Below are 15,128 nucleotides of genomic sequence, written 5' to 3' on the forward strand. Positions count from 1 at the left end.
CCCGGGGGGTGAAACCCCCGGTCGACGCCACCCCGCCCGCCCTCACCACGGCTCCCGCATGACACGTCCCCGTAACCCCCCATTCAGACATGCTTGCGAAGCTCGCGGGATGCGACCCCCCGTGCACTCTCCGCCCGCCGCCCTCTATTTCGGCGCGCCCGCCGAGGGCCCCGCGCGGAAGAATGGGGACATGAGCCAGCAGCCGAAGCCCCGCGTCAACGCCGAGGTCCCCGTTCAGCACGTGCAGCCGGCCGCCCCTTCCCCGGCCACGGCCCAGGAACGGACCCAGACCCACTCCACGCCCCAGGGCCAGGGCAAGGGCAAGGGCCAGGAGGAGGAGCGGGCCGCATCCCGCTCCGCCCAGCCCTCCGTGGGCGCGATAGCCGCGCACCGGCCGCACACCCGCGCCGAGAGCGGTTCCGCGACGGCCGGTGCGTCCCACGGGCTCGACCCCGACCTCGACGCGGACATCGACGTGTACGACGAGTCCGAGCACGGCGACGGCAGCAGCACACCGCTCCCCCAGGGCCGTTTCCTGGACCGCGAGCGCAGCTGGCTCGCGTTCAACGAGCGCGTCCTCGAACTGGCCGAGGACCCCACCACCCCCCTCCTCGAACGGGCTAACTTCCTGGCGATTTTCGCCAGCAACCTGGACGAGTTCTTCATGGTCCGCGTCGCCGGACTCAAGCGGCGCATCGCGACCGGCGTCGCCTCCCGCTCCGCATCCGGGCTCCAGCCCCGCGAGGTGCTGGACCTGATCTGGACCCGCTCCCGCGAGCTCATGGCCCGGCACGCCGCCTGCTACCAGCAGGACATCGCGCCCGCGCTCGCCGACGAGGGCATCCACCTCATCCGCTGGCCCGAGCTGACGGAGAAGGAGCAGGCCCGCCTCTTCACCCTCTTCCGGCAGCAGATCTTCCCGGTCCTCACCCCCCTCGCCGTGGACCCGGCGCACCCCTTCCCGTACATCTCCGGGCTCTCCCTCAACCTGGCCGTCGTGGTGCGCAACCCGGTCTCCGGCCACCGCCACTTCGCCCGGGTGAAGGTCCCGCCGCTGCTCTCCCGGTTCCTGGAGGCGTCGCCCGAGCGCTACGTACCGCTGGAAGACGTCATCGCCGCGCACCTGGAGGAGCTGTTCCCGGGCATGGAGGTGCTGGCGCACCACATGTTCCGGGTCACCCGCAACGAGGACCTGGAGGTCGAGGAGGACGACGCCGAGAACCTCCTCAAGGCCCTGGAGAAGGAGCTGATGCGGCGCCGATTCGGCCCGCCGGTGCGCCTGGAGGTCGAGGAGTCCATCGACCCGTACGTACTGGACCTGCTCGTACGGGAGCTGAAGGTCTCGGACGCCGAGGTGTACCCGCTGCCCGGCCCGCTCGACCTCACCGGCCTCTTCGGCATCGCGAGCCTGGACCGCCCCGAGCTCAAGTACCCGCGCTTCATCGCCGGGACCCACCGCGACCTCGCCGAGGTCGAGTCGGCCTCCGCGCCCGACATCTTCGCGGCCCTGCGCGAGCGGGACGTGCTCCTGCACCACCCGTACGACTCCTTCTCGACCTCCGTCCAGCTCTTCCTGGAGCAGGCCGCCGCCGACCCCGACGTACTGGCCATCAAGCAGACGCTGTACCGGACCTCGGGCGACTCGCCGATAGTGGATGCGCTCATCGACGCCGCCGAGTCCGGCAAACAGGTCCTCGTACTGGTCGAGATCAAGGCCCGGTTCGACGAGCAGGCCAACATCAAGTGGGCCCGCAAGCTGGAGGAGGCCGGCTGCCACGTCGTGTACGGCCTGGTCGGTCTGAAGACCCACTGCAAGCTGTCCCTGGTGGTGCGCCAGGAGGGCGACACCCTCCGCCGCTACTCGCACGTCGGCACCGGCAACTACCACCCCAAGACGGCCCGGCTGTACGAGGACCTCGGCCTGCTCACCACGGACCCGCAGGTCGGCGCCGACCTCTCCGACCTCTTCAACCGACTCTCCGGCTACTCCCGCCGCGAGACCTACCGCCGGCTGCTCGTCGCGCCCAAGTCCCTGCGCGACGGCCTGGTGTCCCGCATCAACAAGGAGGTCGTCCACCACCTGGCCGGCCGCCCCGCGTTCGTCCGCATCAAGGTCAACTCGATGGTCGACGAGGCCGTCATCGACGCGCTCTACCGGGCCTCCCAGGCGGGCGTCCCGGTCGACGTGTGGGTACGGGGCATCTGCGCGGTCCGCCCCGGCGTCGCCGGACTCTCGGAGAACATCCGGGTCCGGTCCGTCCTCGGCCGCTTCCTCGAACACTCCCGGGTCTTCTCCTTCGGCAACGGCGGAGAGCCCGAAGTCTGGTTCGGCAGCGCGGACATGATGCACCGCAACCTGGACCGCCGCATAGAGGCGCTGGTACGCGTCACCGACCCGGCGCACCGGGCGGCGCTGAGCCGCCTGCTGGAGACCGGGATGTCGGACACCACCTCGTCCTGGCACCTCGGTCCGGACGGCAACTGGACCCGCCACTCGACGGATGCGGACGGACACCCCTTGCGCCACGTACAGGAAATGCTGATCGACGCCCGGAGGCGCCGACGTGCCACACCATGACCCAGCCACTACGGGAACCGATGACTCCGCACTTAACGGGCGCGCCCAGCGCGCTCTCCAGGCACCTGTGAAGGGTGCGCCCGAGGGGCCCTGCGACAGCCCCCTCGCCCCCTATCTGCACGAGCAGGCCGCCGAGTTCCTGCGGGCGCTGCGCCGGCACCGGGAGGGCTCGGACGCCACCGACCCGGAACTGTCGGCGCGTTCGGCGCTGGAGATGCGGCGGGCCGCCCGGCGCATCGGCGGGGCGCTGCACACCTTCCGGCCGCTGACCGACCGGACCTGGGCGGACCCGCTGCGGGCCGAACTGGCCTGGCTCTCGGGCACGCTGGCCCGCGAACACGCGCACGCGTCCCAACTGGCGCGCCTGCTGGAGGCGCTCCAGCGGCTGGGCTCGCCCGTCGCGGTGCCGCAGCCGGTGCGGGCGGGGAGAACCGGCGCGGTGGGCGCGGTCTCCGGGACCGCCGCCCAGGCCCGGTCCGCGGAGGACACGGCGTCCTCGCGGGAAGCGGCGTCCTCGCGGGAAACAGCGACCTCGCGTGAGGCGGCCCCTTCCCGGGACACGGCCTCCTCCCGGGAGACGGCCCCCTCCCGGGAGACGGCTCTCGGGATCGCGCGGGCCGGAGCGCTGCTGGAGCGGCAGCTCACCCTCGCGCGCACCCGCGCGCACTCCGCGGCCCTCCAGGCGCTGGGCTCCTCCCGGTTCCACGCGGTGGCCGACGCGGTGGCGGTGCTCGCCTCCGAGGCGCCGGTGACGCCCGGGGACCCGGCACCGTACGCCGCGCACGCCGCACGCCGGCTCACCGAGGCGGTGGACGTCCTTCCGCTGGGGCGCGCGGCCCGTCCGTACAACGCGGAAGCGGTCCACGAGGGCCAGGACTCCCCCTGGCACCAGGTCCGCCTGCTGCTGCGGCTGCACCGGTACGCCCAGGAGGTCACCGGCGGCAGCACCACGGCACTCGCCGAGGCGAGCCGCACCCTGGACCGGCACCGCGACGCGGCGGAAGCGGCGGCGGCAGCGGCGGCGGCGGCCCGCACCGCCCGCATCGCCCCGGCCACGGCGTACGCGCTCGGGGTGCTGCACTCGGAGCAGCGGCACGAGGTGGAGGCGGCCAGATTCGCCTTCCAGCGGCAGTGGCGGCTCGCGGCGGAGACGACGATCAGGGAGGCGGTATCGGGATGAGCAGCGGAAGCCGTACGGTGCTGGCCGCCGGCTGCGTGCTGTGGCGGCGGGCACCGTACGACGACGGCATCGAGATCTGCCTGGTGCACCGGCCGCACTACGACGACTGGTCGCACCCGAAGGGCAAGCTCAAACGCGGCGAGGACCCGCTGGCGGGGGCGCTGCGGGAGGTGCTGGAGGAGACGGGGTACCACTGCGTGCCGGGGGCACGGCTGCCGACGGTGCGGTACGTGGCGAACGGGCGGCCCAAGCAGGTGACGTACTGGGCGGCGGAGGTCACGTCGGGGGCCTTCGCCCCGAACCCGGAGGTCGACCGCATCATCTGGCTCCCCCCGACGGCGGCCGGGTCCCGCCTCACCCACCCCCGCGACCGCCCCCTCCTCACCTCCCTACTCACCTCCCTCCACCCCTCCTAACCCGCACCCCGGCCCGCTTGGGCGGCGCCCCTTTAGGGGCGCGGGGAACTGCGCGAGCAAGCCCCACCCGCCCGCGCGTAGGCACCCGCCCCTGGTGGGCCCGCCACTCGGGGTCCGGGGCGGAGCTCCGGTTTCGGGAAGGGGCGGGGTGGGGTGAGGCTCCGCGCAGCGGCCACTTGGGTGCGGAGCAGCGGGCCGGGGCCGGAAGGGGTGCGGCTCCGCCGGGGGCCGCCCCCTTGCCCGCCCGTTCCGCCCCCCGGGGGGCGGCCCCGCCGCCCAAGGGGGCGGGGGTGCGCACACGCACCCGCATGGGAGAAGCGCGGCCCCCCACCCCGTTCACCCGAACGGCCCAGCACCCCGCCGCCCGCCACGGTTCACCTCTCGTTCACTCTCCCCCGTAGGCCGCTTCACCTGTTCTGCCTAATTTCGTACCTACGAGGTGCCCGGCCCCCCGGCCGGAGCCCTCACCCACCGGTACGAAGTACCCGCAGCAAGAAGTGCAACCACATCCCACGCACGCCGCCCGCCCAAGGGACCGGCGGCCCCCGGAAGGAACCAGAGAGTGATGAAGCTCCAGCGCAAGAACCGGCTCCGCGCCTCCGCATTCGGCGCCCTCGCCGTCTCCGGCGCCCTGCTCCTCACGGCGTGCGGCTCGGACAACAACACCGGTGGCACCGGCGGCACGGGCAGCTCCGCCGCCGCCAAGAACGTCAAGTGCGAGGGCGCCAAGGGCAAGCTCCTGGCCGCCGGTTCCTCCGCGCAGAAGAACGCCATGGACCTCTGGGTCAAGAACTACATGGCCGCCTGCCAGGGCGTGGAGATCAACTACAAGTCCTCCTCCTCCGGCGAGGGCATCTCGAACTTCACCAGCGGCGTCGTCGGCTTCGCCGGTTCCGACTCCGCGCTGAAGCCCGAGGAGGCCACCGCCTCCAAGGCCGTCTGCAAGACCGGCCAGGGCATCAACCTCCCGATGGTCGGCGGCCCGATCGCGATCGGCTACAACCTGCCGAACGTCGACAACCTCGTCCTCGACGCCTCCGCCATCGCCAAGATCTTCAACAACCAGATCAAGAAGTGGAACGACCCCGCGCTGGTCAAGCTGAACCCGGGCGCCAAGCTGCCGGACAAGCCGATCCAGTCGGTCCACCGCTCCGGCGACTCCGGCACCACGCAGAACCTCGGCAAGTACCTGGGCAAGGCCGCCCCGGCCGACTGGAAGTACGAGGCCGAGAAGAAGTGGCCCGCCCCGGGCGGCCAGGGCGCCAACGGCTCCGCCGGTGTCGCGGCCCAGGTCAAGCAGGTCGAGGGCTCCATCGGCTACTTCGAGCTCAGCTACGCGACCTCCCAGTCCATCCCGACGGTGAAGGTCGCCACCGGCGCCGCCGCCCCGGTCGCCGCGAACTCCGAGAACGCCTCGAAGGCCATCGCCGCCGCCAAGATCAAGGGCACCGGCAAGGACCTGGCGCTGGGCCTGGACTACACCACCAAGGCCGAGGGCGCCTACCCGCTGGTCCTGGTCACGTACGAGATCGTCTGCGACTCGGGCAACAAGGCCGACACCCTGCCGACGGTCAAGTCCTTCCTCGGCTACACCGCTTCGGAGGAGGGCCAGAAGGTCCTCTCCGAGGCCGGCTACGCCCCCATCCCCGCCGAGATCAACCAGAAGGTCCGCGAAACCATCGCCGGCCTGAAGTAACCCCCTCCCCCCCCGCCCGTACCCCCCCCCCGCCCCCTTGGGCGGCGGGGCCGCCCCCCGGGGGCGGAACGGGCGGGCAAGGGGGCGGCCCCCGGCGGAGCCGAACCACCCGCCCCCCCCGCACAACCCGCTTCACCCGCAAGACCCGCCCCACCCGCCCCATCCATCCGGTGCACCGCCGCCCGGGAGCCCCCGCCCCACGGACCTCCCTCCCAGACCGGAAAGACCCGCCATGCCAACCACCGCAGCACCACCACCGCCCGACACAGCCTCCCCACCGCCGCCCCCCGGGCCCGCCGCGCAGGCGAAGAGCGTCACCCGCCCCGGCGACAAGATCTTCCTCGGGCTCTCCCGAGGCTCCGGCATCCTGCTGCTCGTCGTGATGGCGTCGATCGCGGTGTTCCTCACGGTCCGCGCCGGTGCCGCCCTCTCCAAGAACGAGGGCAACTTCCTCACCACGTTCGACTGGGACCCGGCCGCCACCCCGCCGGTCTTCGGCATCGCCGTGCTCCTCTACGGCACCGTCGTCAGCTCGATCATCGCGATGGTCATCGCGGTCCCGATCGCCGTCGGCATCGCCCTCTTCATCTCGCACTACGCCCCGCGCAAGCTGGCCGCGCCGCTCGCGTACGTGGTGGACCTGCTGGCCGCCGTACCGTCGATCATCTACGGCCTCTGGGGCGCCCTCGTCCTGGTCCCGTACCTCGGCGGACTGAACGAATGGCTGGACGGCTACTTCGGCTGGACGCTCATCTTCGAGAAGACCGAAGTGGGCGCCGCCCGCAACCTGTTCACCGTCGGCATCCTGCTCGCGATCATGATCCTGCCGATCGTGACCAGCGTCAGCCGCGAGGTGTTCCTCCAGGTCCCGCGGATGAACGAGGAGGCCGCACTCGCCCTCGGCGCCACCCGCTGGGAAGTGATCCGGATGTCGGTCCTCCCCTTCGGCCGCTCCGGTGTGATCAGCGCCTCCATGCTCGGCCTGGGCCGCGCGCTCGGCGAGACGATGGCCGTCGCCACCGTCCTGTCGCCCAACTTCCTGCTCTCCTTCCACCTGCTCGACGCGGGCGGCGGTACCTTCGCGCAGAACATCGCCGCGAAGTTCGACGAGGCCAACGAGTACGGACGGGACGCGCTGATCGCCTCCGGTCTGGTCCTCTTCGTCCTCACCCTGCTGGTCAACGGCGCGGCGCGGCTCATCATCGCCCGCCGCAAGGAGTACTCGGGGGCCAACGCATGAGCCAGGCAACGATGACCAAGGACGCGGTTCCCACCCCGGCCCCCCGGCCCTCCTCCCTCGCGGGCAAGAGCCTCCCCCGCTGGTCCCCGATCGGCTTCGCCGTCCTCTCGCTCGCCCTCGCCGTCGGCCTGGGCACCGTGGCGGGGTGGCAGAGCAAGGTCCAGTGGGGCATGCTCGCCGCACTGTTCTTCGTCGTCCTGACCTACACCGCCAGCAGCGCGGTCGAGGGCCGGCGGCAGGCCAAGGACCGCGTCGCCACCAGCGTCGTCTGGGTGTGCTTCGTGGCCGCGGTCGTCCCGCTCGCCTCCCTCCTCTGGACGACGATCAGCCGCGGCATCAAGGTCCTCGACGGCTACTTCCTCACCCACTCGATGGCGGGCGTGCCCGGCTTCGAGGCGGGCGGCGGCGTCTACCACGCCCTGATCGGCACCATCGAGCAGGTCGGCCTCGCCACCCTGGTGGCCGCCCCGGTCGGTCTGCTGACCGCCGTCTACCTGGTGGAGTACGGCAAGGGCGCGCTCGCCAAGTCGGTGACGTTCTTCGTGGACGTCATGACCGGCATCCCCTCGATCGTCGCGGGCCTCTTCCTCCTCGCGATCATGCTGATGTTCGGACTCGGCCCCTCCGGCTTCCTGGGCGCGCTCGCCCTGGCGATCCTGATGGTCCCGGTCGTCGTCCGCTCCACCGAGGAAATGCTGAAGCTGGTGCCCAACGAGCTGCGCGAGGCCTCCCTCGCCCTCGGCGTGCCGAAGTGGCGCACGATCCTGAAGGTGGTCCTGCCTACCGCCATCGGCGGCATCACCACCGGCGTCATGCTGGCCATCGCCCGCATCGCCGGCGAGACCGCCCCGATCATGCTGCTGGTCTTCGGCACCCAGCTGATCAACTCGAACCCCTTCGACGGCGCCCAGTCCTCGCTCCCCTTCTACATCTGGGAGCAGTACCGGGTCGGCAGTGAGGCGAGCTACGACCGTGCCTGGGCAGCCGCCCTGGTGCTGATCGCCTTCGTCATGATCCTCAACCTGGTGGCCCGCGGCATCGCCCGCTGGAAGGCCCCCAAGACCGGTCGCTGACGCGACACCCTGAAAGCGAAGTGACCACATCATGGCCAAGCGAATCGACGTCTCCGGACTGTCCGCCTTCTACGGCGACCACAAAGCCATCGACGACATCTCCATGACCGTCGAGCCCCGTTCCGTGACCGCCTTCATCGGCCCCTCCGGCTGCGGCAAGTCGACCTTCCTGCGCACCCTCAACCGGATGCACGAGGTCACCCCCGGCGGCCGCGTCGAGGGCAAGGTCATGCTGGACGACGAGAACCTGTACGGGTCCAACGTCGACCCGGTGTCGGTACGCCGCACCGTCGGCATGGTCTTCCAGCGCCCCAACCCCTTCCCCACCATGTCGATCTTCGACAACGTGGCGGCGGGCCTGCGCCTCAACGGCTCCTACAAGAAGTCGGAACTCTCCGACATCGTCGAGAAGTCCCTCAAGGGCGCCAACCTCTGGAACGAGGTCAAGGACCGCCTCAACAAGCCGGGCTCCGGCCTCTCCGGCGGCCAGCAGCAGCGCCTGTGCATCGCCCGCGCCATCGCGGTCGAGCCGCAGGTCCTCCTCATGGACGAGCCCTGCTCCGCCCTCGACCCGATCTCCACCCTCGCCATCGAGGACCTGATCGGGGAGCTGAAGGAGCGGTTCACGATCGTCATCGTGACGCACAACATGCAGCAGGCCGCACGGGTCTCCGACCGCACGGCCTTCTTCAACCTGGCGGCGGTCGGCCAGCCGGGCAAGCTGATCGAGATCGACGAGACGGAGCGCATCTTCTCCAACCCCTCGGTCCAGGCCACCGAGGACTACATCTCCGGCCGCTTCGGCTAACCCCGCCCCCTCCCGGCCAACCCCGGCCCCTCCGGCCGGCCCTTGGACCCTCGCGGTGCTGCATGGCGGTGCCACCGCGAGACCCCTTCGCCCCGCCGGCACCCCCGGCGGGGCGAAGCCATACCCCACCCGCTCCCTTCGACGGCGGGCCCGCCCTTCTCGCTCCCCCCGCCCCCTCGACCGGCGGAGCCGCACCTCTCGCTCCCCCGCCTCCTTGGGCGGCGGGGCCGCCCCCGGGGGGCGGAACGGGCGGGCAAGGGGGCGGCCCCCGGCGGAGCCGCACCCCTTCCGGCCCCGCCCGGCCCCGGCCCGCCGCTCCGCACCGGAATGGCCCGCTGCGCGGGGCCTCACCCCACCCCGCCCCTTCCCGAAACCGGAGCTCCGCCCCGGACCCCGAGTGGCGGGCCCGCCAAGGGGAGAGTGCGCACGCGCGGGAGGAGCGTGGTTGCTCGCGCAGTTCCCCGCGCCCCTGAAGGGGCGCACCTGCACAGGTGGAGGCGGGTACGCGCGCTCGCGTCCGAGCAGGTCAAAAAGGAACCGCCCCCGGCAAGTAGCCGGGGGCGGTTCGAAAGGGAGGGGCAAGCCGCGTCAGCCGAAGGCGACCTGTACAGCCCAAAAGCTGACCGCCGCCACAATCGCCGCCGCCGGCATCGTGATGAACCACCCCATCACGATGTTCTTCGCGACGCCCCACCGGACCGCCCGCGGCCCCTTCGTCGACCCCACACCCATGATCGCCGAGGTGATCACATGCGTCGTGGAGATCGGCGCGTGGAACATAAACGAAGCCGTGTACATCACGGACGCCGCCGTCGTCTCCGCCGCGAACCCCTGCGGCGGGTCCAGCTCGATGATCCGCCGGCCCAGCGTCCGCATGATGCGCCAGCCTCCCGCGTACGTACCGAGCGACAGCGTCACCGCACAGGCGATCTTGACCCAGATCGGAATCGCTTCGTCCTGGCCCTCGACATCGGCGATGACCAGCGCCATCACCACGATGCCCATGGTCTTCTGCGCGTCCTGGAGGCCGTGGCCGAGCGCCATGCCCGCCGCGGAGACCGTCTGGGCGATACGGAAGCCGCGCTTGGCCTTGTGCGGATTGGCCTTCCGGAACATCCACATGATCGCGACCATCACCAGATAGCCGAGCACCAGACCGATCACCGGCGAGAGGAACATCGGGATGACGACCTTGGACAGCACGCCGCCCCAGATCACCTCCGTACCGCCGGCCAGCGCCGCGCCCACCATGCCGCCGAACAGGGCGTGGGAGGAGGACGAGGGCAGACCGAAGTACCAGGTCACGAGGTTCCAGACGACCGCGCCGACGAGCGCGGCGAACAGGATCGCCATGCCCTTCTGGCCGTGCGGCGTCTCGATGAGGCCCTCGCTGACGGTCTTCGCGACGCCCTGCCCGAGGAAGGCTCCGGCGAGGTTCATGACGGCGGCCATCGCCAGTGCCGCACGCGGGGTGAGCGCACGGGTGGAGACCGACGTCGCGATCGCGTTCGCCGAGTCGTGGAAGCCGTTGGTGTACGTGAAACCGAGCGCGACTCCGATGGTCACGATCAGCGCAAAGGTGTCCACGAAGCTCAGGACTCCTTGACGGCGATGGTCTCCACCGTGTTCGCCACGTGCTCGAAGGCGTCGGCCGCCTCCTCCAGCACATCCACGATCTGCTTCAGCTTCAGGACCTCAATGGCGTCGTACTTGCCGTTGAAGAGGTGGGCGAGCAGCTTGCGGTGGATCTGGTCCGCCTGGTTCTCCAGCCGGTTGACCTCGATCCAGTACTCGGTGAGATTGGTCATCGTGCGCAGGGAGGGCATCGCCTCGGCGGTCAGTTCGGCCGCCCGCGCCAGCACCTCGATCTGCTGCTCGACACCCTTGGGGAGCTCTTCCACCTGGTACAGGACGACCAGGTCGACGGCCTCCTCCATGAAGTCCATGATGTCGTCGAGCGACGACGCGAGGTTGTAGATGTCCTCGCGGTCGAACGGCGTGATGAACGAGGAGTTCAGCTGGTGGAAGATCGCGTGAGTGGCGTCGTCACCCGCGTGCTCCGCTGCCCGCATGCGCTCCGCGATCTCGGCCCGTGCGGAGGAGTCCGCTCCGAGCAGTTCCATGAGGAGCTTGGAGCCCGTGACGATGTTGTCCGCGGATGCGGAGAACATGTCGTAGAAGCTCGTCTCCCGGGGGGTCAGACGAAAGCGCACGTGGGTTCCTCGGGGTGCATTGGATTCGGTCAGGCTGATGCTAGGCGCATCATCCGGCCACGGCTAACCGGCGTTCTTCAGTGTCGCCCATCGGGCAGAGTGGCGGGCACGGGCCCCCGCGGCCCGCTGGAAAGCGCCGTACAATATACCCATGAGGGGTATCCAACCCCGCTGATGTCCCTGCTGACATCCCGTTGATACCCCGCTGAATTCACAGGAGGACGCGATGACGACCACCGAAGAGGCGGCCGGCGTGACCACGACGGACGCGCCCTCCGAAGCCGCCGTGACGCACGGCTACCACAAGCAGAAGGACGAACACCTCAAGCGGCTGCGCCGTATCGAGGGCCAGATCCGGGGCCTGCAGCGGCTCGTCGACGAGGACGTCTACTGCATCGACATACTCACCCAGGTCTCCGCCTCCACGAAGGCCCTGCAGTCCTTCGCGCTCCAGCTGCTGGAGGAGCACCTGCGGCACTGCGTGGCGGACGCGGCGCTCAAGGGCGGTGCGGAGATCGACGAGAAGGTCGAGGAAGCGACGAAGGCCATCGCCCGCATGATGCGCACCTGACCCCGGCCGGCACCCGACCGGACGACGGCCGTCCGGCCGCCGAACCCGGCCCGCTGCGTGCGTCCAGGCAACGGCTGAGGGGGGAGACGGCGTCCGCCGTCTCCCCCCTCGCCACTTCTCGTCCGCCTTGAGCCCCGGCTATTCGAACTCCTTGGCCGCGGCCCTCAGCACCTCGTCGATCCGGTCCGCGCTGAGCCGCTCCCCGTCCGTCGACGAGGCGGCGATCATCAACTCACCGCACAGTTCGATCTCGGCGAGGGCAACGCGGTCCTGTACGGCAGCACCACGCATCACAACCACCTGCATCACCTCTTCCCGACCTTGCTTCTGCTGCGGGCCGACTTCCAAGCGTAGGGACGGGGACACGGACCGCGCATGGCACGGACGGACCATTTCACCCCCACCCGCCCTCGCCATGCGCCGGAGTACGCCGGGGACTACAACCCGTCCACCGCCCGGCCACCGGTCCGCCGCTCCCCGGCCGGCCGCCCGGCTACTGACGGATCTTGCCCGCGTAGATGTCCTTGGCGGGCGGCAGCACGACCCGCACCGGCCTGCCGAACGCCTCCAGCGAAGTGGTGGACGCCACAGCCACGTCCTTGCCCCCGTTCATGAAGCCGAACCGGTGACGCACCTTGCTCACCCGGCCCCGCTCGTCGAGGTACGCGTCGAACGGCACCTCCTTCGTGGAGAACCCTTTCGCCGCCGCTCCCAGCGCCCCCCGCTGCTCCGCGGAGGCCACCCGGGCGGCCCCGGGCAGATCGGCGACGCCGCGGTAGTGCCGCAGCCCGCCCTCCTTCCCCACGTACCGCACGTCCCGTGCGCCCCGCAGCAGTTCGACGGCGGCCATCGGGTCGGTCGCCCCGCCCGTCACCAGGTTCCCGTCCTTCAGCGCGGCGGTCTCGATGCGCACCCACTTGTCGGCGGGGACACCGGCGCCCCGGTTCTTCATGAACAGCGCGCCCGGCGCGAACACCTCCACCATCGGCCGGTGCTCCTGCCGGCCCGTCGGCCCCGTGGGCAGCAACAGCCTCAACTGCCCCCGCGCCGCACGGAAGTCGTACGTGCCCCGGCCGTGGATGGTGACGCGGGTGCCCCCGGCCGCCATCTCCATCCCCGTGCGCACCGTGCCCGCGCTGCCCGACCTGAGCACGGCGTCGGCCGCGCTCCTGACCGTCTCCGAGACGTCCCCGCCGCGGTCGTCGGCGGCGGCACCGCCCCCCGCGCACCCGGCGGTCGCCCCCACCAGCCCCACCACGGCGGCAAGTCCGGCCGCCCCGCCTCTGACCCTGTCCATCCCGACCGCCTTCGAAGTACGAGCCCCCTGCTCGCCCGTACAACGACCCCACCCACACCTCCGTCACGCCCCGGAGAGGAGCGCGGAGGCGCGACGGGGCCGGAGTGGGCGCGCCCCCTTCCCTCCCCCAGTACCGTGGGAAGCGTGTCCCAGATTGACCCGCCGCCGTCGCCGGCAGGCACCGATTCCCATCGCACCACCACCACCGAGCGCGGCTCCTTCGCCCACGCCCACTGCACCTGCGGCTGGCGCGGCCCCTCCCGCCGCAGCCGCGACAAGGCCCGGCAGGACGCCACCCACCACAGCGAACACCCCTGAGCCCCCCTCCCCCGCCAACACCTCCCGGCCACCCAGCACGACGGCCCCGGAACCCACCACCCCCTTCCCGGCCACCCAGCACCACGGCCCCCGGAACCCACCGCCCCCTCCCGGCCGTCCCTTCCCCGGGAGGCCCCATGTCACTGACCCGCCGTACGCTCCTCACCGCCACCGCCACCGCCGCCACGGCTGCCGCCACAGCCACGGGCTGCCGAAGCGAGCGGCCGGCCGCCCCGCCCGCGTCGTCGCCGCCGACACCGCCGGCCACGAAACCGAGGCCGCCGTCGCCCCCGGCCACCCGCCGCCCGCACGACTGGGCCGCCCTCGCCCGCACCCTCGAAGGCACCCTCCTGCGCCCCGAGGACGCCGACTACGCCTCGGCCGCCCGCCTCTACAACACCCGCTTCGACCATCTCAGGCCCGCCGCCCTCGCCCACGTCGCCCACGAGGCCGACGTCCGCGAGGTCCTCGGCTACGCCCGCGCGACCGGCACCCCGGTCGCCGTCCGCAACGGCGGCCATTCGTACGCCGGTTGGTCCTCCGGCACCGGGCGCCTGGTGATCGACGTCTCCGCGCTCGCCACCGTCGGGACCCCGGCCGCCGGGACCGCCACCGTCGGCGCCGGGGCCAAGCTCATCGACGTCTACCGGTCCCTCGGCGCGGCCGGCCGGACCGTCCCGGCCGGCTCCTGCCCCACCGTCGGCATCTCCGGCCTCACCCTGGGCGGCGGCCACGGCGTCGTCTCCCGGGCGTACGGACTGACCTGCGACAGCCTCACCGCCGCCACCCTCGTCACCGCCGACGGCCGGACGCTGCGCTGCGACGCGAGCCGGAACACCGACCTGTTCTGGGCCCTGCGGGGCGCGGGCAACGGCCAGTTCGGCGTGGTCACCGGGCTCGAATTCCGTACCCACCCCGCCCCGCGCGCCGTCACCGGTTACCTCGGCTGGCCCTGGTCGAAGGCCGCCGCCGTGCTCGGCGCCTGGCAGGAGTGGGGCCCGGACCAGCCGGACGAGATCTGGTCGTCGGCCCACTTCTCGGCGGGCGCGGCGGGCGGCGACCCGACGGTCTCGCTGGCCGTCTTCTCCCTCGGCACCCGGGGCGACCTCGCCGACGCCGTCGACCGCCTCGCCGCGAAGGCGGGCGCCCCGCCCCGCTCCGTCTCGCTGATCCCGCGCGGCTACCAGGAGTCGATGCTGCTGTACGCGGGCTGCGCCGACCTCTCCGAAGCGCAGTGCCACCTGCCCGGCCGCACCCCGGGCCGCACCCCGGAGGGCGCGCTGGGCCGTGAGACGTACGACTCCCGCTCCGACTTCTTCGCCCGCTCGCTGAACCCCGCGGGCATCCGCACCCTGCTCTCCGGCGTCGAGGACTTCACCCGGATCGGCGCGGCGCAGGGCGGTGGCGGCGGCACCGTGACGCTCACCGCGCTGGGCGGTGCCGTCAACCGGGTGGCCCCCGGCGCGACCGCCTTCGTCCACCGGGACATGCGGATGCTGGCCCAGTACACGGCCTCCTGGCGGCCGGGGACGCCCGGCACCGCGCAGCGGAACTGGCTGGCCCGGACCCACGGTGCGATGCGCCGGCACGCCTCCGGTTCCGCGTACCAGAACTACACCGACCCCACGCTCACCGACTGGCGCCGGGCCTACTTCGGCAGTGCCGCGGCCCGGCTCACCGCGCTCAAGTCCCGGTACGACCCGGACCGGGTCTTCGACTTCCCGCAGGCGCTGTGAGC

General features: G+C 71.8%; 14 protein-coding genes. 10 read left to right on the forward strand and 4 right to left on the reverse strand.

The annotated features are described in order from the left end of the window. The first annotated feature begins 190 nt into the window (after positions 1–190). The 7 genes from ACFYVL_RS43340 (at position 191) to pstB (ending at position 8,991) form a co-directional block, all read left to right on the forward strand. A complete protein-coding gene (locus ACFYVL_RS43340) occupies positions 191–2,578 on the forward strand; it encodes an RNA degradosome polyphosphate kinase (RefSeq protein ID WP_389255455.1) in 2,388 nt (795 codons plus the stop codon). 67 nt (positions 2,579–2,645) lie between these two features. Then, positions 2,646–3,758, forward strand: coding sequence for a CHAD domain-containing protein (locus tag ACFYVL_RS43345; RefSeq protein ID WP_389255457.1), 1,113 nt, complete (start codon positions 2,646–2,648; stop codon positions 3,756–3,758). Beyond that, positions 3,755–4,174 carry an NUDIX hydrolase gene (locus tag ACFYVL_RS43350; RefSeq protein ID WP_389255459.1) on the forward strand — a complete coding sequence of 140 codons (420 nt, stop codon included), beginning with the start codon at positions 3,755–3,757 and terminating at the stop codon, positions 4,172–4,174. The genes ACFYVL_RS43345 and ACFYVL_RS43350 overlap by 4 nt, the downstream gene beginning before the upstream one ends. Positions 4,175–4,739: 565 nt before the next feature. Beyond that, positions 4,740–5,870 (forward strand): phosphate ABC transporter substrate-binding protein PstS, encoded by a 1,131-nt coding sequence (gene pstS / locus ACFYVL_RS43355; protein ID WP_389255461.1) that lies wholly within the window; start codon positions 4,740–4,742, stop codon positions 5,868–5,870. A 232-nt stretch (positions 5,871–6,102) separates the two neighbouring features. After that, a complete protein-coding gene (pstC, locus tag ACFYVL_RS43360) occupies positions 6,103–7,110 on the forward strand; it encodes a phosphate ABC transporter permease subunit PstC (protein ID WP_389255463.1) in 1,008 nt (335 codons plus the stop codon). After that, the gene (gene pstA, locus ACFYVL_RS43365) at positions 7,107–8,183 is read left to right on the forward strand and encodes a phosphate ABC transporter permease PstA (protein ID WP_389255465.1); all 1,077 of its coding nucleotides are present in this window, start codon (positions 7,107–7,109) and stop codon (positions 8,181–8,183) included. The genes pstC and pstA overlap by 4 nt, the downstream gene beginning before the upstream one ends. A gap of 31 nt (positions 8,184–8,214) precedes the next feature. Beyond that, positions 8,215–8,991, forward strand: coding sequence for a phosphate ABC transporter ATP-binding protein PstB (gene pstB, locus ACFYVL_RS43370; protein ID WP_389255467.1), 777 nt, complete (start codon positions 8,215–8,217; stop codon positions 8,989–8,991). 588 nt (positions 8,992–9,579) lie between these two features. Here pstB and ACFYVL_RS43375 read toward each other — a convergent pair. Beyond that, on the reverse strand, positions 9,580–10,578 hold the full coding sequence (locus ACFYVL_RS43375; RefSeq protein WP_389255469.1) for an anion permease: 999 nt from the start codon (positions 10,576–10,578) through the stop codon (positions 9,580–9,582). 5 nt (positions 10,579–10,583) lie between these two features. Further along, entirely contained in the window at positions 10,584–11,204 is a 621-nt protein-coding gene (locus tag ACFYVL_RS43380) for a DUF47 domain-containing protein (protein WP_389255471.1), read from the reverse strand. A gap of 226 nt (positions 11,205–11,430) precedes the next feature. On the opposite strand from ACFYVL_RS43380, the gene ACFYVL_RS43385 reads away from it, so the two are divergent. Next, positions 11,431–11,775: a metal-sensitive transcriptional regulator gene (locus ACFYVL_RS43385; protein WP_389255473.1), complete on the forward strand. Its 345-nt coding sequence runs from the start codon at positions 11,431–11,433 to the stop codon at positions 11,773–11,775. A gap of 138 nt (positions 11,776–11,913) precedes the next feature. Here the strand turns inward: ACFYVL_RS43385 and ACFYVL_RS43390 are convergent, their stop codons facing one another. Together ACFYVL_RS43390 and ACFYVL_RS43395 are read right to left on the reverse strand one after the other, a co-directional pair. After that, the gene (locus ACFYVL_RS43390; protein ID WP_389255475.1) at positions 11,914–12,081 is read right to left on the reverse strand and encodes a hypothetical protein; all 168 of its coding nucleotides are present in this window, start codon (positions 12,079–12,081) and stop codon (positions 11,914–11,916) included. A gap of 187 nt (positions 12,082–12,268) precedes the next feature. Beyond that, the gene (locus ACFYVL_RS43395) at positions 12,269–13,072 is read right to left on the reverse strand and encodes a hypothetical protein (protein WP_389255477.1); all 804 of its coding nucleotides are present in this window, start codon (positions 13,070–13,072) and stop codon (positions 12,269–12,271) included. Between the two features lie 144 nt (positions 13,073–13,216). Between ACFYVL_RS43395 and ACFYVL_RS43400 the strand changes: the two genes are divergently transcribed. Next, the gene (locus ACFYVL_RS43400; protein ID WP_389255479.1) at positions 13,217–13,390 is read left to right on the forward strand and encodes a hypothetical protein; all 174 of its coding nucleotides are present in this window, start codon (positions 13,217–13,219) and stop codon (positions 13,388–13,390) included. A gap of 137 nt (positions 13,391–13,527) precedes the next feature. Further along, positions 13,528–15,126 (forward strand): FAD-binding oxidoreductase, encoded by a 1,599-nt coding sequence (locus ACFYVL_RS43405; RefSeq protein WP_389255481.1) that lies wholly within the window; start codon positions 13,528–13,530, stop codon positions 15,124–15,126. Positions 15,127–15,128: the final 2 nt, after the last annotated feature.

The organism is Streptomyces sp. NPDC004111 (assembly GCF_042874215.1).
Taxonomy (GTDB): Bacteria; Actinomycetota; Actinomycetes; order Streptomycetales; family Streptomycetaceae; genus Streptomyces.